The organism is Herbiconiux sp. (assembly GCF_023264895.1).
Taxonomy (GTDB): Bacteria; Actinomycetota; Actinomycetes; order Actinomycetales; family Microbacteriaceae; genus Herbiconiux.
In genome coordinates this window covers 1-19,601 of the sequence record NZ_JAHFUY010000086.1, presented here as the reverse complement: position 1 = coordinate 19,601, position 19,601 = coordinate 1, and the positions used below count along the sequence as shown (strand labels likewise).

General features: G+C 71.2%; 21 protein-coding genes and 1 pseudogene. 6 read left to right on the top strand and 16 right to left on the bottom strand.

All coding sequences use genetic code 11. The features are described from left to right. A pseudogene (locus Q0D57_RS15145) lies at positions 1 to 1,060 on the bottom strand (hypothetical protein); the annotation flags it as partial. Between the two features lie 369 nt (positions 1,061 to 1,429). Here Q0D57_RS15145 and Q0D57_RS15140 point away from each other — a divergent pair. Continuing rightward, a complete protein-coding gene (locus Q0D57_RS15140; RefSeq protein WP_291045552.1) occupies positions 1,430 to 2,689 on the top strand; it encodes a helix-turn-helix transcriptional regulator in 1,260 nt (419 codons plus the stop codon). Positions 2,690 to 2,750: 61 nt separating this feature from the next. Here the strand turns inward: Q0D57_RS15140 and Q0D57_RS15135 are convergent, their stop codons facing one another. The 6 genes from Q0D57_RS15135 to Q0D57_RS15110 form a co-directional block, all read right to left on the bottom strand. Further along, entirely contained in the window at positions 2,751 to 2,876 is a 126-nt protein-coding gene (locus tag Q0D57_RS15135) for a hypothetical protein (protein ID WP_291045550.1), read from the bottom strand. Next, positions 2,869 to 2,994 (bottom strand): hypothetical protein, encoded by a 126-nt coding sequence (locus Q0D57_RS15130; RefSeq protein ID WP_291045548.1) that lies wholly within the window; start codon positions 2,992 to 2,994, stop codon positions 2,869 to 2,871. Before Q0D57_RS15130 ends, Q0D57_RS15135 begins: the two co-directional genes overlap by 8 nt. Positions 2,995 to 3,067: 73 nt before the next feature. Next, on the bottom strand, positions 3,068 to 3,304 hold the full coding sequence (locus Q0D57_RS15125) for a hypothetical protein (protein ID WP_291045546.1): 237 nt from the start codon (positions 3,302 to 3,304) through the stop codon (positions 3,068 to 3,070). A 57-nt stretch (positions 3,305 to 3,361) separates the two neighbouring features. Continuing rightward, positions 3,362 to 4,066 carry an HAD family hydrolase gene (locus Q0D57_RS15120; RefSeq protein ID WP_291045545.1) on the bottom strand — a complete coding sequence of 235 codons (705 nt, stop codon included), beginning with the start codon at positions 4,064 to 4,066 and terminating at the stop codon, positions 3,362 to 3,364. A gap of 53 nt (positions 4,067 to 4,119) precedes the next feature. Further along, the gene (locus Q0D57_RS15115) at positions 4,120 to 5,703 is read right to left on the bottom strand and encodes a malate:quinone oxidoreductase (protein ID WP_291045543.1); all 1,584 of its coding nucleotides are present in this window, start codon (positions 5,701 to 5,703) and stop codon (positions 4,120 to 4,122) included. 55 nt (positions 5,704 to 5,758) lie between these two features. Beyond that, positions 5,759 to 6,457 carry a DUF3800 domain-containing protein gene (locus Q0D57_RS15110; protein ID WP_291045541.1) on the bottom strand — a complete coding sequence of 233 codons (699 nt, stop codon included), beginning with the start codon at positions 6,455 to 6,457 and terminating at the stop codon, positions 5,759 to 5,761. A gap of 88 nt (positions 6,458 to 6,545) precedes the next feature. On the opposite strand from Q0D57_RS15110, the gene Q0D57_RS15105 reads away from it, so the two are divergent. The 3 genes from Q0D57_RS15105 to Q0D57_RS15095 are packed head-to-tail and all read left to right on the top strand — an operon-like array spanning position 6,546 to position 10,388. Further along, on the top strand, positions 6,546 to 7,943 hold the full coding sequence (locus Q0D57_RS15105) for an alpha-amylase family glycosyl hydrolase (protein ID WP_291045539.1): 1,398 nt from the start codon (positions 6,546 to 6,548) through the stop codon (positions 7,941 to 7,943). Beyond that, positions 7,936 to 9,708 (top strand): alpha-glucosidase, encoded by a 1,773-nt coding sequence (locus Q0D57_RS15100; RefSeq protein WP_291045537.1) that lies wholly within the window; start codon positions 7,936 to 7,938, stop codon positions 9,706 to 9,708. The genes Q0D57_RS15105 and Q0D57_RS15100 overlap by 8 nt, the downstream gene beginning before the upstream one ends. Continuing rightward, on the top strand, positions 9,705 to 10,388 hold the full coding sequence (locus tag Q0D57_RS15095) for a CoA pyrophosphatase (protein ID WP_291045536.1): 684 nt from the start codon (positions 9,705 to 9,707) through the stop codon (positions 10,386 to 10,388). The genes Q0D57_RS15100 and Q0D57_RS15095 overlap by 4 nt, the downstream gene beginning before the upstream one ends. 69 nt (positions 10,389 to 10,457) lie before the next feature. On the opposite strand, the gene Q0D57_RS15090 is transcribed toward Q0D57_RS15095, so the two are convergent. The 5 genes from Q0D57_RS15090 to Q0D57_RS15070 form a co-directional block, all read right to left on the bottom strand. Continuing rightward, positions 10,458 to 11,600, bottom strand: coding sequence for an ABC transporter ATP-binding protein (locus Q0D57_RS15090; RefSeq protein WP_291045533.1), 1,143 nt, complete (start codon positions 11,598 to 11,600; stop codon positions 10,458 to 10,460). Further along, positions 11,597 to 12,370 carry an ABC transporter permease gene (locus Q0D57_RS15085; RefSeq protein ID WP_291045555.1) on the bottom strand — a complete coding sequence of 258 codons (774 nt, stop codon included), beginning with the start codon at positions 12,368 to 12,370 and terminating at the stop codon, positions 11,597 to 11,599. Before Q0D57_RS15085 ends, Q0D57_RS15090 begins: the two co-directional genes overlap by 4 nt. Before the next feature lie 77 nt (positions 12,371 to 12,447). Then, positions 12,448 to 13,299 carry a molybdate ABC transporter substrate-binding protein gene (gene modA / locus Q0D57_RS15080; protein WP_291045530.1) on the bottom strand — a complete coding sequence of 284 codons (852 nt, stop codon included), beginning with the start codon at positions 13,297 to 13,299 and terminating at the stop codon, positions 12,448 to 12,450. Between the two features lie 3 nt (positions 13,300 to 13,302). Then, a complete protein-coding gene (locus Q0D57_RS15075; protein ID WP_291045528.1) occupies positions 13,303 to 13,707 on the bottom strand; it encodes a TOBE domain-containing protein in 405 nt (134 codons plus the stop codon). A gap of 99 nt (positions 13,708 to 13,806) precedes the next feature. Then, positions 13,807 to 13,980, bottom strand: a complete 174-nt coding sequence (locus Q0D57_RS15070; protein WP_291045526.1) for a CsbD family protein — start codon at positions 13,978 to 13,980, stop codon at positions 13,807 to 13,809. Positions 13,981 to 14,196: 216 nt separating this feature from the next. Between Q0D57_RS15070 and Q0D57_RS15065 the strand changes: the two genes are divergently transcribed. Further along, on the top strand, positions 14,197 to 14,535 hold the full coding sequence (locus Q0D57_RS15065) for a hypothetical protein (RefSeq protein ID WP_291045524.1): 339 nt from the start codon (positions 14,197 to 14,199) through the stop codon (positions 14,533 to 14,535). A gap of 31 nt (positions 14,536 to 14,566) precedes the next feature. Here the strand turns inward: Q0D57_RS15065 and Q0D57_RS15060 are convergent, their stop codons facing one another. Both Q0D57_RS15060 and Q0D57_RS15055 read right to left on the bottom strand, forming a co-directional pair. Continuing rightward, a complete protein-coding gene (locus tag Q0D57_RS15060) occupies positions 14,567 to 15,748 on the bottom strand; it encodes a hypothetical protein (RefSeq protein ID WP_291045522.1) in 1,182 nt (393 codons plus the stop codon). Beyond that, on the bottom strand, positions 15,745 to 16,323 hold the full coding sequence (locus Q0D57_RS15055; RefSeq protein ID WP_291045520.1) for a TerD family protein: 579 nt from the start codon (positions 16,321 to 16,323) through the stop codon (positions 15,745 to 15,747). Before Q0D57_RS15055 ends, Q0D57_RS15060 begins: the two co-directional genes overlap by 4 nt. A 65-nt stretch (positions 16,324 to 16,388) precedes the next feature. Here Q0D57_RS15055 and Q0D57_RS15050 point away from each other — a divergent pair, with 65 nt between their 5' ends. Further along, on the top strand, positions 16,389 to 17,753 hold the full coding sequence (locus Q0D57_RS15050) for an NAD(P)/FAD-dependent oxidoreductase (protein ID WP_291045518.1): 1,365 nt from the start codon (positions 16,389 to 16,391) through the stop codon (positions 17,751 to 17,753). A gap of 34 nt (positions 17,754 to 17,787) precedes the next feature. On the opposite strand, the gene Q0D57_RS15045 is transcribed toward Q0D57_RS15050, so the two are convergent. Together Q0D57_RS15045 and Q0D57_RS15040 are read right to left on the bottom strand one after the other, a co-directional pair. Continuing rightward, positions 17,788 to 18,759 (bottom strand): hypothetical protein, encoded by a 972-nt coding sequence (locus Q0D57_RS15045; protein WP_291045516.1) that lies wholly within the window; start codon positions 18,757 to 18,759, stop codon positions 17,788 to 17,790. A 45-nt stretch (positions 18,760 to 18,804) separates the two neighbouring features. Then, positions 18,805 to 19,601: hypothetical protein (locus Q0D57_RS15040; protein ID WP_291045514.1), on the bottom strand; the 797-nt coding region annotated here is incomplete at its 5' end.

The window sequence follows — 19,601 nt, the reverse complement described above, 5'->3', positions numbered from 1 at the left end:
AATCAGTCGAGTCCTTGGAATCAGTCGAGTCCTTGGAATCAGTCGAGTCCTTGGAATCAGTCGAGTCCTTGGAATCAGTCGAGTCCTTGGAATCAGTCGAGTCCTTGGAATCAGTCGAGTCGTGCGAGTCCGTCGAATCCTTCGAGTCGGTGGAGTCTACGGAGTCGTGCGAATCCTTCGAGTCCGTCGAGTCCTTGGAATCGGTCGAGTCGTGCGAGTCAGTCGAATCCTTTGAGTCGACGGAGTCCTTCGAATCGGTCGAGTCGTGGGAGTCCGTCGAGTCCTTGGAATCGGTCGAGTCGTGCGAGTCCGTCGAGTCCTTCGAATCGGTGGAGTCTACGGAGTCGTGCGAATCCTTCGAGTCAGTCGAGTCGTGCGAGTCGGTCGAGTCCTTGGAATCGGTCGAGTCCTGCGAGTCCGTCGAATCCTTGGAATCGGTCGAGTCCTGCGAGTCAGTCGAATCGTGCGAGTCAGTCGAATCCTTGGAATCGGTCGAGTCATAGGAGTCGGTCGAGTCGTGCGAATCGGTCGAGTCCTTCGAGTCGGTCGAGTCGGTCGAATCCTTGGAGTCGGTCGCGTCGTGGGAGTCGGTCGAGTCGACGGAGTCGGTCTGGCCGGTCAGGGTCGCGATGCGGTTGGCCGGGGCTGCGGGCGCCTGCTGCACGGGAGCAGCCGGAGCGGGCTCGGGTGCCGGCTGCTCGGTCGGAGCGGACTGCTCAGGCGCAGCAGCCGCGGGTGCAGCAGCCTGGGGAGCGGCAGCCTCGGGGGCAGCAGCCTCAGGGGCAGCAGCTTCCGGGGCGGCAGCCTCGGGTGCCTCGGCTTCGGGGGCGGCGGCCTCCGGGGCGGCCTCGGGCTCCGGGCTCGTCTCGGCGGCGGTGCCGGCCTCGGGAGCGGAGGTGGCCTCGTCGGTGGCGGTGGGCTGGGTGGTCGGGGCCGGGGCCTCGCTGGCGTAGGCCGCGGTGGGGCCTGCAGCGATCGCCAGGGTGCAGGCACCCACGATCGCCCCCCAGCGCAGCGCACTCAGCCGGGGCGGCGTGCCTCGTTCGGTTCGTCTGGTCATCTGGTCGTACCCTTCATCTTCGGTCGGTTCCGAAGCCCGCGCGATGCCCGCGCACAGGCGCAGGCATGCCAAGGCAAGGGCCCTTCGTTGGGCTCAAGATGCAGCGACAGCGGGTGGTGGAGCTCTCCGCAGGCCGGGTGGGCCCGCGACGGCCCGCCAAGGCCGGACATCGGTTCTGGTCCCCGCTTGCGGGCCGGGGTCGGGTGGAAACCGGCGTCGGGGACTCCCTATCGACCGTGCCCGGGCAAACTGAAATCGGCATCGTAACGAACGGGTGAATGAATGGGTACATCTAGCGGGTGAGTAGTTTCCACCTAATAATGAGATTTGGGTAGAAAAGGGGTTGCTGTGGAGTCTTTCGGTGCGCTATTGCCGACACTGCAAGACCTCACCTATCAGGGCACCGTCAAGCGGCAGGCGGGTGATCTCGCCGCCGCCGCCGAATCCGTGCTCGAGTGCCATCGCCTGCTCGACGACCTCGAAGACGATGCCGTGCTCGAACTCGGGCCGGGACTCGTGGCGCTGCGGGCGGAATGGGCCCTCACCTCCACCCTGCACGGCGACGAGGAGCTCGCCCTGCGCGGCTGGGAGCGCACCTGGGACCAGTCCGAGCGCTTCGGGCTCGCCGATGATGCCCAGCAGGCCGCCGCCGCCGTGGCCGTGGTGCACTCGCTGAACGGCGACCGGCGCTACGCCACCATGTGGCTCGAGCGCGTCGATCCGTCACCCACCGGGCCCGCGGCCCCCCTCGCCGCCGTGGCGCGGGCCTCGCTCGCGCTCGACGAGCTCGACTTCGCCCGGGCCGAGCTCGAGCTGGCCGCCGCCGAGCCGCTCTCGACCACCGAGCGCTGGGCCACCCTCGCCTTCGTCGATGCGCGACTCGCCGTCATGCAGGGGCACGAGACCTCGGGCATGGCGAGGCTCCGCGCCACCTGTCTCGCGCACTATCCCAAGCAGTGGTCCGGCGGTGCCAACTGGCAGCTCATCGACTCGGCCACCCTGCTGCTCGACCGGATCGGGAGCCGCAGCACCCGCAAGGACAGCCGCGGATCCGCCGTCACCGAAGACGCCGATCTCGTCTGCGCCCTGCGGGCGGTGGAGGACGACGACCTCGACACGGCCCGCGCCGTGGCCGAGGACAATCTCGAGCGCGAACCCGTCTCGCTCCGCACGACAGCGGGCATGCAGCTCCTGCTCGCGCTGACGACACCGGATGAGGACGCGGCCGCAGCGCTCACCGACGCCGCCATCGAGACCATCCGCTCCGAGCGCCTCTACTACCTGCTGCCCCGGTTCCCGTACGAGATCATCCAGACCCGCGCGGCCGGGCACGACGACCTCGTGCCGCACCTCGCCGACGACTACGACCCCGCGACGCGTCGCACGTCGCTCACCAAGCGCGAGCGCGAGATCCTCTGGTACATCTCCCAGGGCTACCGGTTCGAGCAGATCGCCGCGGCCGAGTACATCTCGGTGAACACGGTGAAGAGCCACGCGAAGAAGCTCTACCGGCGGATCGACGTGAACAGCCGCTCGTCGGCGGCCCACTACGCCGAAGCGAACCCTGCGGAACCGCTGCCCCCAAGCGACGCCGCCACTGACCCGGCGACGGCCGACGCCGCCATCTGAACAGCGGCGCCGGTCGAGGCCGGGACGTCGGTGCGGCGAACCGCCGCCGGGTGCGTGCGGGTCAGGCGGGGGTGAGCACCCGGGTGAGGCCGGAGGGGTTCTGGACGGGCGTGCCGTCGGGCTCGGTGCCCTCGGTGGGGTCGACCTCGTCGGGCGTGGGGGTGTTGTCGGGGCGCGGGTCACTCATCGTCGGCGCCTCCGCCCGAGGTCGTGTCCGCACCGTCGGTCGACTCGCTGCCGTCGGAGTTCGAGCCGTCGGGGACGTCTTCGGCGTCGGGACGGCCGTCTTCGTTGTGGATAGTCATGCCATCGACGCTACGCCTGCTCGCACCGGATGGCTCGGGGGTTGACGCGTTCGATCCCGCACGGCCCGGCGCGTCAGGAGCCGAACTCCCCCGCGACGATCGCGTCCGCGTACTTCCGCACGTCGGGGCCGGGCTCGTAGTCGATGAAGCGGTCCTTGAGCAGGCGGTTCAGTTCGGCGTAGGCCTCGTCCGAGCTCGCGTCGGCGTGCGAGGCGGCCACCTGGTGCACGGCCTCCTCGAGCACCCGGTCGGCGTCGTCGAGGATCTTCGCGCGGGCTTCGTCGTTCCAGTGGATCTCTCTGTCGGTCATGTCGACCACGCTAGGCCGCTCGGTGACGACGGCAAGGGGGTCGCCGTCATCCGTGATTCAGGCCGTGCTCGCGAGCGGGCTCGAGTCGAGGTTCTCCAGCAGGTCGGCGACGTCGTCGTAGACCGCCACCGCACCCGCCTCGAGCAGCTCGTCGCGACCGGATCCGCCGCTCAGCAGGCCGATGCAGGGCACCCCGGCGCGCTCGGACGCCCGCACGTCCCAGACCGAGTCGCCCACCATGATCGCGTCATCCGGATGCGCCCCGACCTTGCCGAGGGCGGCGTGCATGATGTCGGGCTCCGGCTTGGCCGTCTCGACGTCGGCCGACGAGGTGGTGGCGGCGAGGGCGTCGTCGACGTCGAGCACCTTCAGCAGCACCTCGAGCTCGTCCTCCGGAGACGAGGTCGCGAGCACCACTGCATGACCGCGCTTGGCCAGTGCGCGCAGCAAGTCGACGGCACCGGCGAAAGGCCGCAGCCGGTCGGCCATCGCCAGGTAGTTGCGGCTGTGCCCGTCTTTCACGGCCTCGCCGAGCTCCTCGGCCTTGTCGTCGGAGAGGCCCTCCACGACCGGGCCGAGCAGGGCGTCGAGGAGCGCCGCCGAGTCCATACCGATGGAGCGATGGATGCGCCAGGCGTCGACCGGATGCCCCGTGGCTGCGAACGCACGGTCGAAGGCGTCGACGTGCAGGTAGTTGGAATCGACGAGCGTGCCGTCGATGTCGAAGAGCACGGTCACGGGAGCGGGAGCGCGGTCGGTCATGCTTCCACCGAACTCCAGCCGGCGCGACACCGCCACCGGCAATCCGCGGCGTGTCAGTCGCGGGTGAGCTCGAGAGCCGCCGCGGTCTGCTGGAGCGACTTCTCGGCTGCGGCCTTCTTCTCGTTGAGCTTGGTGCCGAACGACGGAATCATGCGCGCGAGCTTCTTCTCCCACACGGGGTACTGATCCGGGAAGCAGCGCTGCACGAGGTCGATCATGATCGGCACGGCCGTGGAGGCGCCGGGGGACGCTCCGAGCAGCCCCGAGATGGAGCCGTCGGCGGAGGTGATGACCTCGGTGCCGAACTGCAGCACGCCGCCCTTCTTGGCATCCTTCTTCATGACCTGCACGCGCTGGCCGGCTGTGATGAGGTACCAGTCCTCGTCGACCGCCGTCGGCATGAACTCACGGAGGGCCGCGAGCTTCTTCTTGCGGGAGGCCAGGAGCTCGCCGATGAGATACTTCATGAGGTCGCCGTTGTCGCGGGCGACCGCGAGCATGGGGCCGATGTTGTGCGGGCGCACCGAGAGCGGCAGGTCGAGCCAGGAGCCCTTCTTCAGGAACTTCGGGCTGAAGCCGGCATAGGGGCCGAACAGCAGCGACGACCGGCCGTCGACCACGCGGGTGTCGAGGTGCGGCACCGACATCGGCGGGGCGCCCACGGCGGCCTTGCCGTAGACCTTCGCCTGGTGCTGGGCGACGACGGCGGGGTTGTCGGTGCGGAAGAACTGGCCGCTGATGGGGAAGCCGCCGAAGCCCTTGATCTCGGGGATGCCGGACTTCTGCAGCAGCGGCAGCGCGTGACCGCCGGCGCCCACGAACACGAAGCGGGCGTTGACGGTGAAGGGGGTGGTGCCCACGAGCTCACGGCCCATGACCTTCCAGGTGCCGTCCTTCTGCTTCTTGATCTTCTTGACCTCGGTGTTCAGCCGCAGCGACGCGCCTTCGGACTTGAGGTAGTCGAAGAGCTGCGTGGTGAGGGAGCCGAAGTCGACGTCGGTGCCGGAGTCGATCCAGGTGGCGGCGATCTTCTCGTCCTTGAGGCGCTCCTTCAGCAGGAGCGGGGCCCACTTGTAGATCTGCTTCGGGTCGTCGGAGAACTGGATGCCCTCGAACAGGGGCTCGTTGCGGAGGAGCTCCCAGCGGCGGCGGAGGTACTCGACGTTGGCCTCGCCGCGCACGAAGGTCATGTGCGGGGTGGGGTTGATGAAGGAGGTGGGGTCCGGCAGCACGCCGTCCTTCACGAGCGACGACCAGAACTGGCGGCTCACCTGGAACTGCTCGTTGATGTTCACGGCGCGGGAGCTCTCGAGGGTGCCGTCCGGCGCCTCGGGCATGTAGTTCAGCTCGGCGAGGGCCGCGTGGCCGGTGCCCGCGTTGTTCCACGGGTTGGAGCTCTCGAGGCCCACCTCGCTGAGCTTCTCGAAGATCACGATCGACCAGTCGGGCTGCAGCTGCTTGAGCATGGTGCCCAGGGTGGCACTCATGATGCCACCGCCGATCAGGACGACGTCGACATTCTTTGTGCTCACGTCCTCCATCCTACGTCGCTTGTATACAACCCCTGCACCAATTCTTGATCGCGACTGGAGCTCTGCCCTGGGGTGAGGTATGCTCGGGATGCGGACCCCCTCCATACGTTTGGATCAAGGGGGTTCAGCTGTTTAAAGGCGCCGCACGTGTTCACGAGCGTCACAAGGCGATCGGATGTCGACGGTGATCGCGTTCGGCCAGGAACGCGTCGTACCAGTCCCGGGCGAATTCGTTCGCTGCCGCGTGGTCGATGGTGGCGTTCGCGCACCAGGCGACCAGATCCGCCATCTGGATGAGCTGCGAACTCGCTGAGTCCACGTGGATGGCGTCTTCGACCACCTGGCGGCCCGGCACCTCCAGTCGACGGTGCGCCGCTCGGAATGTCCCATCACTGCCGTCTCCATCGATGATGATCATGCCGAGGCTTCCGGAGGCGCGGAGTTCATCGTCGAGTCGTTCCAGCAGACTCACGTACAGCCGTTGCTTGGTGCGGGCGAACTCCGCCGGCGGCCCGTGACGGTACACCGCACCCACCGTCAGTCCCTGAGTGCAGCGCATCGTGTCGAGACACTCACGAGCCACCTGGCGCCCGAACTCCTTCCAGGAGCGCGGTGCCCCGTGCACAGTCGTGAGGCCGGCCGTGATCCGACCCCTGCCGTGCACGTATCCGCTGGTGTGGAGCTCCTGGGTGACCGGAATTCGGAGCTCCCGCCAGAGGCGCTTGCGAAGGGTGAGCCACGTGGCGAGCACGGCTGACCAGTCGTGAGGCGCGAACTCTATCCAGCCGAAGACCGCGAGGCCGGCCTGGGGGCGGCCGGAGTCGTCGATGTAGAGGAGGCGGTCAAGGATGGGTGGCACCTGGGCACTCTAGGGGCTGACTCCGGTGCAGATTCGGTTATCCACAGGCCGGGGCAGAACATCGGTCGCCCCGCGTAGGCTCGCGGGCATGAGTTCGGAGGCGGCCGGGTGGACCGGGCATGTGATGTGGTGGCAGGTGTATCCGCTGGGGTTCGTGGGCGCCGAGGTGCGGCCGGAAGACGGGCGGGAGGCGCGGCCCGGGGGCGAGGGGGGCGGCGGCGAGGTGCAGCCCGGGGGCAAGGGCGGGGAGGTGCAGCATCGGCTGGGGCGGATCGAGGGGTGGCTCGAGCACGTGATCGGGCTGGGGCTGAACGGGCTCGCGCTCGGGCCCGTGTTCGCCGCGTCGACGCACGGGTACGACACGGTCGACCACTTCACGATCGACCCGCGGCTCGGCGACCTCGACGACTTCGACCGGCTCGTCGGCGCCGCCCGGGAGCGCGGCATCCGGGTGCTGCTCGACGGGGTGTTCAACCACGTGGGGCGCGCGCATCCGCTGTTCCGGCACGTCGAGGAGCACGGGCCGGATTCGCCGCACGCGGAGCTCTTCCGCATCGACTGGAACGGGTGGCGGTCGGGGCAGCCCGTGCCGGCCGAGGTCTTCGAGGGGCACGATGCGCTCGTGGCCCTCGACCACGACTCCCCCGCCGTGGCCGAGCTCGTGACCGAGGTCATGCTGCACTGGCTCGGCCGCGGGATCGACGGCTGGCGGCTCGATGCCGCCTACGCGGTGCCGCCGGCGTTCTGGGCGCGGGTGCTGCCGCGGGTGCGCGAGCAGTACCCGGAGGCGTGGTTCTCGGGCGAGGTCATCCACGGTGCCGGAGCCGAGCTCGTGAGGGAGTCGACCGTCGACTCGCTCACCCAGTACGAGCTGTGGCAGGCGATCTGGCACGGCATCGCCGACCGCAACCTGTTCGAGCTCGCGCACGGTCTCGAGCGGCACGACGCGCTGCTGGACTCGTTCGTGCCGTCGACCTTCGTGGGCAATCACGACGTCACGCGGATCGCGTCGGCGGTGGGTGACGGGTTCGTGGGCCACGCCCTCGCCGTGCTGTTCACCGTGGCGGGGGTGCCGTCGGTCTACGCCGGCGACGAGTTCGGCTGGCACGGGGTGAAGGAGGAGCGGATCGGCGGCGACGACGCGGTGCGGCCCGTCTTCCCCGACAGCCCTCCGACCGAGGAGGATCTCCCGGGAGCCGGCGCACGCATCCTGCACGAGCACCGGCAATTGATCGAACTGCGGAGACGGCATCCCTGGCTCCACACCGCGCACACGGAGGCGGTGGAGGTGGCGAACGAGAAGCTCGTGTTCCGGTCGGTCGGAGGGGACGGGGAGGGCGGCATCCTGACCGCGCTGAACCTCTCGGACGAGCCGCAGCGGGTGCCGGTGCCGGGCGATGCGGTCGTGGCCGCAGGGTCGGGCAGGCGCGAGGGCGACGCCGTCGTGGTGCCGGAACGGGAGTGGGCGGTGGTCTCGTATGAGTGAGCAGGACCTCGTGCAGGACTATGCCTGGTGGAAGAGCGCCGTCGTCTACCAGATCTACCCGCGCAGCTTCCAGGACTCGAACGGCGACGGGATCGGCGATCTGCGCGGCATCCTGCAGCGGCTCGACCACCTCCAGCACCTCGGGGTCGACGTGATCTGGCTCTCGCCCGTGTACGGCTCGCCGCAGGCCGACAACGGCTACGACATCAGCGACTACCAGGACATCGACCCCGCGTTCGGCTCCCTCGCCGACTTCGACGAGCTGCTGGCCGCCGTGCACGCGCGGGGTCTGAAACTCGTGATGGACCTGGTGGTCAACCACACCTCGGACGAGCATCCGTGGTTCGTGGAGTCGCGCTCGAGCGTCGACAGCCCCAAGCGGGACTGGTACTGGTGGCGGCCCGCCCGCGAGGGGCACGAGCCCGGGGCCCCCGGCGCGGAGCCCACGAACTGGGAGTCGTTCTTCTCCGGACCCACCTGGGAATTCGACGAGGCATCCGGCGAGTACTACCTGCACCTCTTCGACCGCAAGCAGCCCGACCTCAACTGGGAGAACCCCGAGGTGCGGCAGGCGGTGCACGCGATGATGCGGTGGTGGCTCGACCGCGGGGTCGACGGGTTCCGGATGGACGTGATCAACCTCATCTCGAAGGACATCACGCTGCCCGATGGCGCCGTGCCCGCCGGGCGGACGCTCGGCGACGGCTTCCCGCACTACGGCGCGGGGCCCCGGCTGCACGAGTTCCTGCAGGAGATGCACCGGGAGGTCTTCGCCGGGCGGCCCGGGCTGCTGACCGTGGCCGAGACGCCCGGGGTCACCACCGACGAGGCGGTGCTCTTCACCGACCCCGCACGGCGCGAGGTCGACATGGTCTTCCAGTTCGAGCATGTGGGGCTCGACCACGGACCGGTGTCGAAGTTCCACCCGCGGACGCTCAGGCCCGGTGAGCTCGCCGCCAACCTCACGCACTGGCAGGAGGCCCTGGCCGACACCGGCTGGAACAGCCTCTACCTCGAGAACCACGACCAGGCCCGCTCGGTGTCGCGCTTCGGCGACGACTCCCCCGCGCACTGGCGCGACTCGGCGACCGCCCTGGCCACGATGCTGCACCTGCAGCGGGGCACGCCGTACGTCTACCAGGGCGAGGAGCTCGGCATGACGAATGCGCCCTTCGCCGCGATCGCCGACCACCGCGACGTCGAGACGCTGAACTGGTACGACGAGGCCGTGGCCGCCGGATCGAGCCCGGCCGAGGCGCTGCTCGGCATCGCGTCGGTGAGCCGAGACAACGCGCGGACGCCGGTGCAGTGGAACGGATCGGAGACGGCCGGCTTCACGACGGGCGAGCCCTGGATCGCGGTGAACCCGAACGCCTCGTGGCTGAACGCCGCGGCCCAGGAGGGCGACCCGGCATCCGTGCTGGAGCACTATCGGGCCCTCATCCGGCTGCGGCACGCGCTGCCGGTGGTGGCGGAGGGGTCGTTCGAACGGGTCGACGCGGAGGACGCCGCGGTGTTCGCGTTCGAGCGGGTGCTCGACCGGGAGCGGCTGCTCGTGGTGTGCAACCTGTCGTCGGAGGCGCGCACGCCGCGCTTCGCACCGGCGACCCTCGTGCGCTGGGACGGCGCGTCGGTGCTGCTCGACAACGCGGCGGGGCGCGGCGTGTCGGCGGGCACCGGGGCCGGGACTGCGGGCGCATCCGGGTTCGATCTCGGTGCCGAGCTCGCGCCGTGGCGGGCCGTGGTGCTCGGCGTGAACCGATGAGCGGGGCGGCCTCCGCCCGGGCCGAGCTCGCCGCGGTGGCGGCCTCCGGCGCGGCGCCGGTCGTGCAGCTGCCCGAGGTTCCTGGGGCGCGGGAGGCGGCGGTGCTCGTGCTCTTCGGCGTGCTCGACGGGCTCCCGAGCGATCATGAGGCCCGCACGGCCGCCGTGTCGCGCGACCTCGACGTGCTGCTGCTGGCGCGGGCGACGACGCTGCGCTCGCATCCGGGGCAGATCGCGTTCCCGGGCGGGCGGGTCGATCCCGGTGACCACGATCCAGTGGCCGCCGCGCTGCGCGAGGCGGAGGAGGAGACGGGGCTCGACCCCTCCGGCGTGGAGGTGCTCGGCACGCTCGCACCCCTGCCGCTGGAGTACTCCCGGCACCTCGTGACGCCCGTGATCGGCTGGTGGCGGCGGCCGTCGGCGGTGCGGGTGGTCGACGTGGCGGAGTCGGCGGCGGTGTTCCGGGCCCCGGTCGCAGATCTGCTCGATCCGGCGCAGCGCGGTGTGACCGTGGTGCGGCGTGATGGGCACGAGTGGCGCGGGCCGGCGTTCCTCGTGCCGCATTCCACCGGCGATCATGTGGTGTGGGGCTTCACCGCGATGCTGCTCGACGGCCTCTTCACCCGGCTGGGGTGGACGGAGCCCTGGGACGCGACGCGCGAGATCCCGATCGTGGCCTGAGACGGGCCGCGGTCGATCGCCCCACGGCAGCGTAGCGGGCGTGGGGGCAGAGCAGGCGGATCCGACGGATCAGAGGCGGTAGGCGATGGCGTCGGCCGCGGCGAAGCCGAACCAGGCGTGCACGCCGGGCGCGAGGTCGAGATCGGCGACGCGGCCGGGCGCCACGTCGGCCGCCACGTCGCCTGCGCGCACGCGCACGAGATCGCCGCGCGGCTCGAGGTCGGTGACGGTCACGGGGAGCATCGTCTGCTCGGGGTCGGCGGCGCGAGGGTGGGTGAGGGCGGGATCCCTCGGACCTGAGTGAATGGGGGCCGCGTCGGCGTCGGTGGGATGCGCAACGGAGACGCTCACGGCTGACGGGCGGATGCAGACGCCCGCTCGGTCGCCTGCGGCGAGGTCGCCGAGGAACCGGGCGCGGATGTCCGGAGCGGCCTCGCCGGGAGGCATCCGGATGTCGGCGCGGACCACGCCCGCCGCCGTGACGGTGCCGATGAGGAGGTTGACGGCGGCGAGGCCCGCGGCGAACCGGGTGCGGGGCCGGTCGAGGACGTCGCGGGTGGGGCCCAGGTCGACGACGCAGCCCGCCTCGAGCACCACGACCCGGTCGGCGAGGGTGAAGGCGTCGAGGATGTCGTGGGTGACGACGAGCGCGGTGCGATCGGCGAGCACGTCGCGGAGCATCCGGCGCACGGCCGGTGCGGCCGAGACGTCGAGCGCCGCGAGCGGCTCGTCGAGCAGGAGCAGCTCGGGCTCGGAGGCGAGCGCTCGGGCCACTGCCACCCGCTGCGCCTGACCGCCCGAGATCTCGGCGGGCCTCCGCGCCGCGAGCTCCGACACCCCCACCCGCTCCAGCCACGCGGTCGCCCGCCTCCGGGCCTCGGCACGCGGCACCCCACGGCTCCGCGGACCGAACGCCACGTTCTCGAGCGCACTGAGGTGCGGGAAGAGCAGCGCGTCCTGCGCGAGCATCGACACCCCGCGCTCGTGCGGCGGCAGCCACCTCCCCCGACCCCCGGTGCCGAGGTCGAAGAGCACGCGGTCGCCGAGGACCGCCCGGCCGGAGTCGGGCCGCAGCAGTCCGGCGAGCACCGTGAGGAGCGTCGACTTGCCGGCGCCGTTCGGGCCGAGCACGGCGACGGTCTCGCCGGCGGCGACGGGGAGCGACACGTCGAATCCGCGCACGCCCACCTGCGCCGAGAACTCCAGGCTCACGAGGGGCCCCGGAGGCGTGCCCCGCCGGATCGGCCCGCCTGGTGCGCCGCCGCGACGACCACGACGGCCACCACCACGAGCACGAGCGAGAGCGCCACGGCCGCATCCGGATCGGTCTCGCGCTGCAGGTAGATCTCGAGCGGCAGGGTGCGGGTGACGCCCTGCAGCGAGCCCGCGAAGGCGAGGGTGGCACCGAACTCGCCGAGCGCACGGGCGAACGACAGCACGGCACCGGAGACCAGGGCCGGCACGACGAGCGGCAGCGTGATGCGGCGGAGCACCGTGGTGGGCCGGGCGCCGAGGGTGGCCCCCACCGCCTCGTAGCGGGTGCCGACCGCGCGCAGCGCGCCCTCGAGGCTGAGCACGAGGAACGGCAGCGCCACGAAGGTCTGCGCGATCACGACGGCGGTGGTCGAGAACGCGACCGTGACCCCGAGGGCCTCGAAGCTCTGCCCGAGCAGCCCGCGCCGGCCGAAGGTGTAGAGCAGCGCGATGCCGCCCACCACCGGCGGCAGCACGAGCGGCAGCAGGACGAGCGAGCGCAGGATGCGCTGCCCCCAGAACTCGGTGCGCGCCAGCACGACCGCCATGGGCACCCCGAGCAGCACGCAGAGCGCGGTGGCCGTGAGCGAGGTGCGGAGGCTGAGGCCCAGGGCGTCGAGCGAGGACTCGGAGGTGACCAGCGGCACGAACTCGGCCCAGTTCACCCGTGTGACCATGGCCACGAGCGGCAGCAGCACGAACGCCGCCCCGACCGCCGCGACCGCCATCAGCCAGCCGGGCACGCCGGCGTAGGCGCGATCGCGTCGGCGAGCGGATGCGACGGGTGGGGTCGTCGCCCGGACGCTCACGGGGCGGTTTCGGTGCCGGCCGCCCCGAAACCGGCGGCCCCGAGCACGGCCCGGCCTCGGGATCCGGTGACGAAGTCGATGAACGCCACGGCCACCTCGGGGTTCCGGCCGTCGGCCACCGGCGCGATGGGGTAGACGTTGACGGCCTCGGCCGACTCCGGGAACGCGATGCCCCGCACGGCGTCGCCCGCGGCGGTGACGTCCGTCACGTAGACGAGCCCGGCATCCGCCTCGCCGCTCGTGACCTTGCCGAGCACGTCGGTGACCGACGACTCCTCGCTCACCGGGGCGATGTCGATGCCCGCGGCGCTCTCGACGGCCGCCGTGGCGGCACCGCACGGCACCTGGGGTGCGCAGACGACGGTCGCGACACCGGCGGCGGCGAGGTCGGCGAGGGTCTCGACCCCCTGCGGGTTCGTGGGAGGCACGGCGATCTGCAGCACGTTGGTGGCGAAGTCGACGGGTGCGTCGGGGGTGATCAGGGCTTCGTCGACCAGCTTGGCCATGTTCCTCTCGTCGGCGGAGGCGAAGACGTCGGCGGGTGCGCCCTCGGTGATCTGGGTGACGAGGTCGGAGGAGCCCGCGAAGACGAGCTCGACGCTCACACCCGGGTGCTCGGCCTCGAACTCGTCGGCGAGCTCGGTGAAGGTGCCCTTGAGCGAGGCCGCAGCGAAGACCGTGATCAAGCCGTCGAGCCCGGACGCGGACGCGGATGGGGCCTCCGACCCTGGCACGGTCGCAGCCGGCTGGGCGGCACCGCCGGCGGCGCAGCCCGAGAGCACGACCACCGCGGCAGCGCCCAGGACGGCGAAGGCCAGGACGGCGCGACGGCGAGTGGTTCGGAGCATGGGTCACGCCCTCCCGGCCGGGGTCTCGACGATGACGTTCGTGGCCTTCACGACGGCGATGGCGATCGATCCGGGCTCGAGTCCGAGCTCGCGCACGGCCTCGCTGCTCATGAGCGACACGATCCGGTGCGGTCCGCACTGCAGCTCGACCTGCGCCATCACGGTGTCGGCGACGATCGCGGTGACCACCCCGACCAGGCGGTTGCGCGCCGACCGCCCGATCTCAGAGGGGTCGGCCGGCAGCACGGCGTTCTCCCGGGCCAGGCGCGCCACGGCGAGCGCGTCGACGACGGTGGGCTCGGCGCCCTCCTTCGAGCTCTCGAGCACCCCGAGCTCGATCCATCTGCGCACGGTGTCATCACTCACCCCGAGGAAGACGGCGGCATCTTTGATCCGAATCTGCGGCACGAGAGCCATGCTATCTCCGCAGACACGGATCGGGGCGGCGTCAGAGACGCGAAAGGCCCGCTCCGCGAGATGCGGAACGGGCCTTCGGCGTGGAGTGGATCAGTGCTTGAACGCGTCCTTGACGTTCTCGCCGGCCTTCTTCACGTCGGCCTTGGACTGATCGGCCTGGCCCTCGGCCACCTTGGAGTCGTCTCCGGTGGCCTTGCCGAAGGCCTCCTTGGCCTTGCCGCCCAGGTCTTCGGCAGCGTTCTGGATCTTGTCGTCTGCACCCATGGCTCAACCTCTTCCGTTCTCGGTCGCGTCCTGCGACACCCTCCACTCAACTCCGGTGCGGGATCCCCGCAACCTCTTCCCACCAAGGTCACGGGAAACCCGTGGATCGGATGTGAGCATGCCTCCGCACCCGGTGCCGCCGCACTCGGCTCCCGGTACAGTGACTAATCGACCGGGGGACGATGGGCCCCATCAGCGAGACCCGAGGAGCCACCCGTGCCCTTCCGCAGCAGAGCGACACTGGAGAGCTGGCTGGACGAGTTCCGCACCACCCGCGAGGGCGGCGCGCTCATCGACGTGCTGGTGCAGGACGGCGACGGAGGGGCCGACACCGGGCTCGTGATCGTGCCGCTGAAAAACGTCTCGACGGAGATCTACATGCAGCCGGCCGAGATCGGCGACGACGCGTGGGTGATCTCGTTCGGCGCCCGCGCCAAGGCGTTCGAGCTCTCCCCCGCACAGCTCCAGGGCTACGCCGCCGAGCTCGCGCTGGCCGCCTCGCTCTGCCAGTTCCTGCAGGAGAAGTCCCTCGGGCACGAGGAACCCGCCGACTGAATCACCGGCACTGCTCTCACCGGCACTGCTCTCACCGGCACTGCGCCGCGGTGGCGATCTGCTCGTCGCTCGGCCGGCCGTAGGCCTCGATCCCGGATCCCGGCAGGTCGTAGCCGAGGCTGATCGACCACGCCGTCGCCCACATCTCGTGGTCGGAGGAGAAGACCGGGCCCGTGAACAGTGGCTCGCACGACTCGCGGATGAACTGCGTGTGCCCCACCTCGTGCTCCATGATGGCCCTGGCGTTCTCGTCGCCCTCGGCCCAGGCCTCCTCGACCGTGTAGTTGAGGCTGATGATCGACCAGCCGCCGTCGCTGCTGTAGGTCTCGGCGGTGCCCGACAGCCACCCCTCGCCGAGGCCGCTCACCTCGGGCGCCCAGACGAAGTCGAGCACGACTCCCGCACTGAGCGACCGCGCGTAGGCCTCGATCTCGCGCCGGGTCTCGAGCGCCGGATCGGCGAGCTCGGCCTCCTCGACGGCCTGCGAGTCGCGCAGGGTCTGCACACCGGCCTGCACGGAATCGAGGAAGCCGCCGTGCCAGGCGGCCGCCTGCGCCGGATCCTCGGCCTGCGCCAGCAGGTACCCCAGGTCGACCTGGCTCTTGCGGCTGGCCAGCGCGTTCGTCTCGATCTCGGCCCGGCCGCGCGCCGCGACCGCCCCGAAGTAGGTGACCTCCGCGGCTCCCAGGGCCTCCTCGGCGTCGGCGGCGGTCTCGGCCGTGGTGAGCAGCTCGTTCGCGGCCACGTTCGCGCGGTACGCCTGCGCCTCCACCTCGGCCGCCTCGTCCATCACCTCCCATGGGATGACGATCGGCGGATCGTCAGCGCTCGACCGTGCGTCCGGCACGGGCTCGGCTGCGGGAGCCTCGCCTGCTGCGGCTTCGTCGCCCTCCTCGAGGTCGCCCTCCGTCAGCGCCAGATCGAGTGCGACCAGGGCCTCGCGCAAGGGCGCCGCCGCGGGATCCGTGTCGGCCGCGAACGAACCGGACGCCACCACGGTGCGCACCCGATCCGCTTCACCCTGCGCGCTGCGCGTGCGCGCCTCGAGCGCCCCCTGCGCCTCGTCGAGTGATTCCACGCGCGCGTCGAGAACCTCGTAGGCGGCATCCGCCCGCTGCTCGGCGAGCACGCCCCAGCCGTAGAAGCCTCCGGCGAGGATGCCGACCGCTGCCGCCGCGACGGCCACCACGGCGACGACGCGGCGAGCTCTCAACTGAGCGGCACCCCGAAGTCGGTGGCGATGCCCGCGAGGCCGTTGGCGTAGCCCTGCCCCACGGCCCGGAACTTCCACTCGGCGCCGTGGCGGTAGATCTCGGCGAAGAGCATCGCGGTCTCGCGGGAGGCGTCTTCGGTGAGGTCGTAGCGCACGATCTCCTGCTCGTCCTGGTCGAGAACGCGGCAGTAGGCATCCCGCACCTGACCGAAGTTCTGGCGGCGCGCATCCGCGTCATGGATCGACACCGCGATGACGATGCGGTGCACGTCGGGCTCGACGATGCGCAGGTCGATCAGGATGCGCTCGTCGTCGCCGTCGCCCACGCCCGTGCGGTTGTCGCCCTGGTGCACGACCGAGCCGTCGGGCGTCTGCATCTGGTTGTAGAAGATGAAGTCGGCCTCGGAGCGGATCTTGCCGTTCTCGGCCACGAGGATGGCGGAGGCATCGAGGTCGAACTGCTCGCCGGCGGTCGTGCGCGGGTCCCAGCCGAGACCCACGGTGGCGACGGTGAGTCCGGGGCTCGTCTTGGTGAGAGAGAGGTTGTGGCCCTTGGAGAGGCTCAGTCCTGCCATGAGGTCGACGCTCCTTCGTTCGCGGTGCTCCTGAAAAGCCTATCCCGAGCCACTAGCGTGGGCTCATGACCGACAGCGTTGACGTGATCGTGGTGGGTGCCGGCATCTCCGGGCTCACCGCCGCCAGGCTGCTGCAGCAGCAGGGGCTGCAGGTCGTGGTGCTCGAAGCCCGCGAGCGGGTCGGCGGGCGGGTCTGGACCGATCGCGGCGACGGGCTCGTGACCGACCTCGGGGCATCCTGGATCCACGGCGTGACCGGCAGCCCCGTGGCCGCCGCGGCCGATGCCTTCGGACTGCCGACGGTGGAGTTCACGGTGGGCGGCTACCAGCCCGACTCCCGCCCCATCGCCCACTACTCCCCCGACGGCGTGCGCCTCACCGACGAGGAGGCCGCGCGCTACGTGACCGACATCCACGTGGTCGACGAGGCGCTCACCGCGATCCTCACCGCCTCGGCTCCGGATGCCTCCTACCGCGACGTGACCGACGAGGCCCTGGCCGCGCAGGGCTGGGACGACGAGCGCGCCCAACGCGTGCGGGAGTACCTCGAGCACCGGGCCGAGGAGCAGTACGGCGCCTGGATCGAGGATCTCGCCGCGCACGGGCTCGACGACGACTCGATCGACGGGCACGAGGTCGTCTTCCCCGACGGCTACGACCAGCTGGCCGAGCACCTGGCCGAGGGACTCGACATCCGGTTGGGGACCGCGGTCGACGCGGTCGAGTGGAGCTCGGAGGGGGTCTCCGTCTCGGCCTCCGGCGAGGTGCTGCGGGCGGGCGCCGCCGTCGTGACGGTGCCGGTGGGGGTGCTGCACTCAGGCGACCTCCGCATCACGCCGTCGCTGCCCGGGCCCGTGCAGGAGGCGCTCGACCGCCTCACCATGAACGACTTCGAGAAGGTGTTCCTGCGGTTCCCCACGAGGTTCTGGGACGAGGACGTCTACGCCATCCGGCAGCAGGGGCCCGAGGGGGTCTGGTGGCACTCCTTCTACGACCTCACGCCGCTCCACGGGGTGCCGACGCTGCTCACGTTCGCTGCCGGACCCGCCGCGCGGGCCATCCGGGGCTGGAGCGAGGAGCGCGTGGCCGGCTCGGTGCTCGAGCAGCTGAGGCGGCTCCACGGCGAGCGCGTCGAGGAGCCCACGCGGGTGCACCTCACGGCCTGGCACGCCGACCCCTGGGCACGAGGCTCCTACGCCTACATGACCCTCGGCTCCACAACCGCCGACCACGACGCACTGGCGGAGCCCATCGGCGGCGGCACCCTGCACCTCGCGGGCGAGGCCACGTGGACCGACGACCCCGCCACCGTCACGGCCGCCCTCCTCTCGGGCCACCGGGCCGCCGAGAACCTCCTCGGCCGCCCTGTTGCCGTCGAGTCGCTCTGGACCCTGCCCGCAACGCCGCCGGCTGGCTTGACCTCGGGCTAGCCCTCTACCTCGCCGCCGGCCTGAGTCCGGTCGGTCAGGGCAGCGGCTCGAACCAGGTCGAGACGAGCACGAAGCCGGGCGGGTACGTCTCGAGGGCGGCGGTGAGCTCCGGGGAGACCGCCGTCGTCGAGAGCCAGAAGTACGGATCCGCGGTCGGATGCCCGTCGACCTCCTGGCCGGCCCGGGAGAGGTAGGGGTCGGGCCCGAAGGCGGGCTCGGCCAGCGCCCTAGTGAGATCGGAGGAGGAGACCTTCGACTCCACGACGCAGACGCCGTTCGGCAGCAGCGCCGCCAGATCGGCCCGCACGGCCTCGAGGTGCGACCCCGCTGCGGCGCCGACGAGCGCGACCTCGACCCCCGGGGAGGGCCACAGCGAGTTCCAGCCGACCACGGCGCCGGGATGCGATCGCTCGTACTCCTCGACGGCGCCCAGCCACCAGCCCTCGACGCTGCTCCACCCGGTATCGGGGGCCTCGCAGCCGAAGATCGCCGGATCCATGGAGGCGTGGTAGGCCGCTTGCTTCTCCTCCTCGGTCCTCGTCACGGGCTGCTCGACCGGCTCCGGCGGCCGGTTCCGAGCCTCGGCGAGGGACTTGAGGGCCGGGGTGTCGACTGCCGTGACGGTGAAGTGCTCGCCTGCGAGATGCCCGCTGAGCACGTGGGCCGACCAGCTCCAGCCGTCTTCGCCGAGCCCGGTCGTCCGGGAGCCGTCGTCGCCGGTCTCGATCGTCTCCGCGTCGAATCCGGAGACCTGAAGCGGGTCGGTGCATACCTGCGGCGGTCCCCACCCCTCGAGCTCCCCGGGCACCGAGGCGCAGAGCATCTGCTCGCCCTCGGGCGACACCCAGATGGCTCCGGCGCCCCACAGCTCCGGGCCGGTGGCCGCGGGCTGCACCACCTCGGAACCCCCGGTCGGCCGGGGACCACCGGCCTCGCCGGCGGCGGTGCACCCGGCGAGCATCCCCACCGCTGCGAGAACCCCGACACCTCGAACAGCACGCCTCATGGCACCTCCCGATCGGCTCAGAGCCTAGACGAACGCGGCCGCCCGCTACCAGGGGGTGGGGGCTCCTGCGAGTGCGGCGGGGCGGGCTGATGCGACGCGCGGCGCCCAGCCGAGGGCCACGGCCGCCGCCGCCAGGGAGAGCTGGCCGGCGTACGGGAGCACCGCCGAGACGATCGAGCCGTCGCCGCCGGTCGTGGCGAAGGTGTCGGCGATCGACATGCCGATGCCGAAGCCCGCGAAGAAGCGGAAGAAGACGGCCGCACCGACGATGCCGAGCATGACGATGGCGATCCGGCGCGGGGTGCACCAGGTGGAGAGCCGGAGCGACGCCACCGTGAGCACGATCCCCGCCGCGGCCACCCAGACCGCCGCCCACACCGCCACCATCACGGCGGTGGAGGCGAAGAAGAAGCCGTCCTCCGACTCCATGCGGGAGTAGATGGTGGCGAGGTCGAGGCCGGGCACCTTGGCGAGGGGGTTCCACACGAGCAGGTCGATCGTGCCGACAAGCACGAGCACGACCACGACGGCGAACCCGGCGCCGGCCGCCACCGCGCGGTGCCTCCTCGGCGCGGTGCGGGGCTGGAGCAGGATCGCTCGGGTGCCGCCGAGCACGGCGATGCCCCCCACGAGCCCGAGCACGAGTGCACCGGCCCCCGCCGCGAGCAGCCAGCCGGGCGCCCCCGGCACCAGCGCTCCCACGAGGACGGCCGCGAGCCCCGCGATGGCCGCCACGAGGGTGGCCCGAGCGGTGCGGGTCTCGACGGCGTGGGCGGCCCGGGCCAGGTAGAGGGCTCCCAGAGCGGCCACGGCGAGCGCGAGCAGCACGGCCAGCCGCCCCA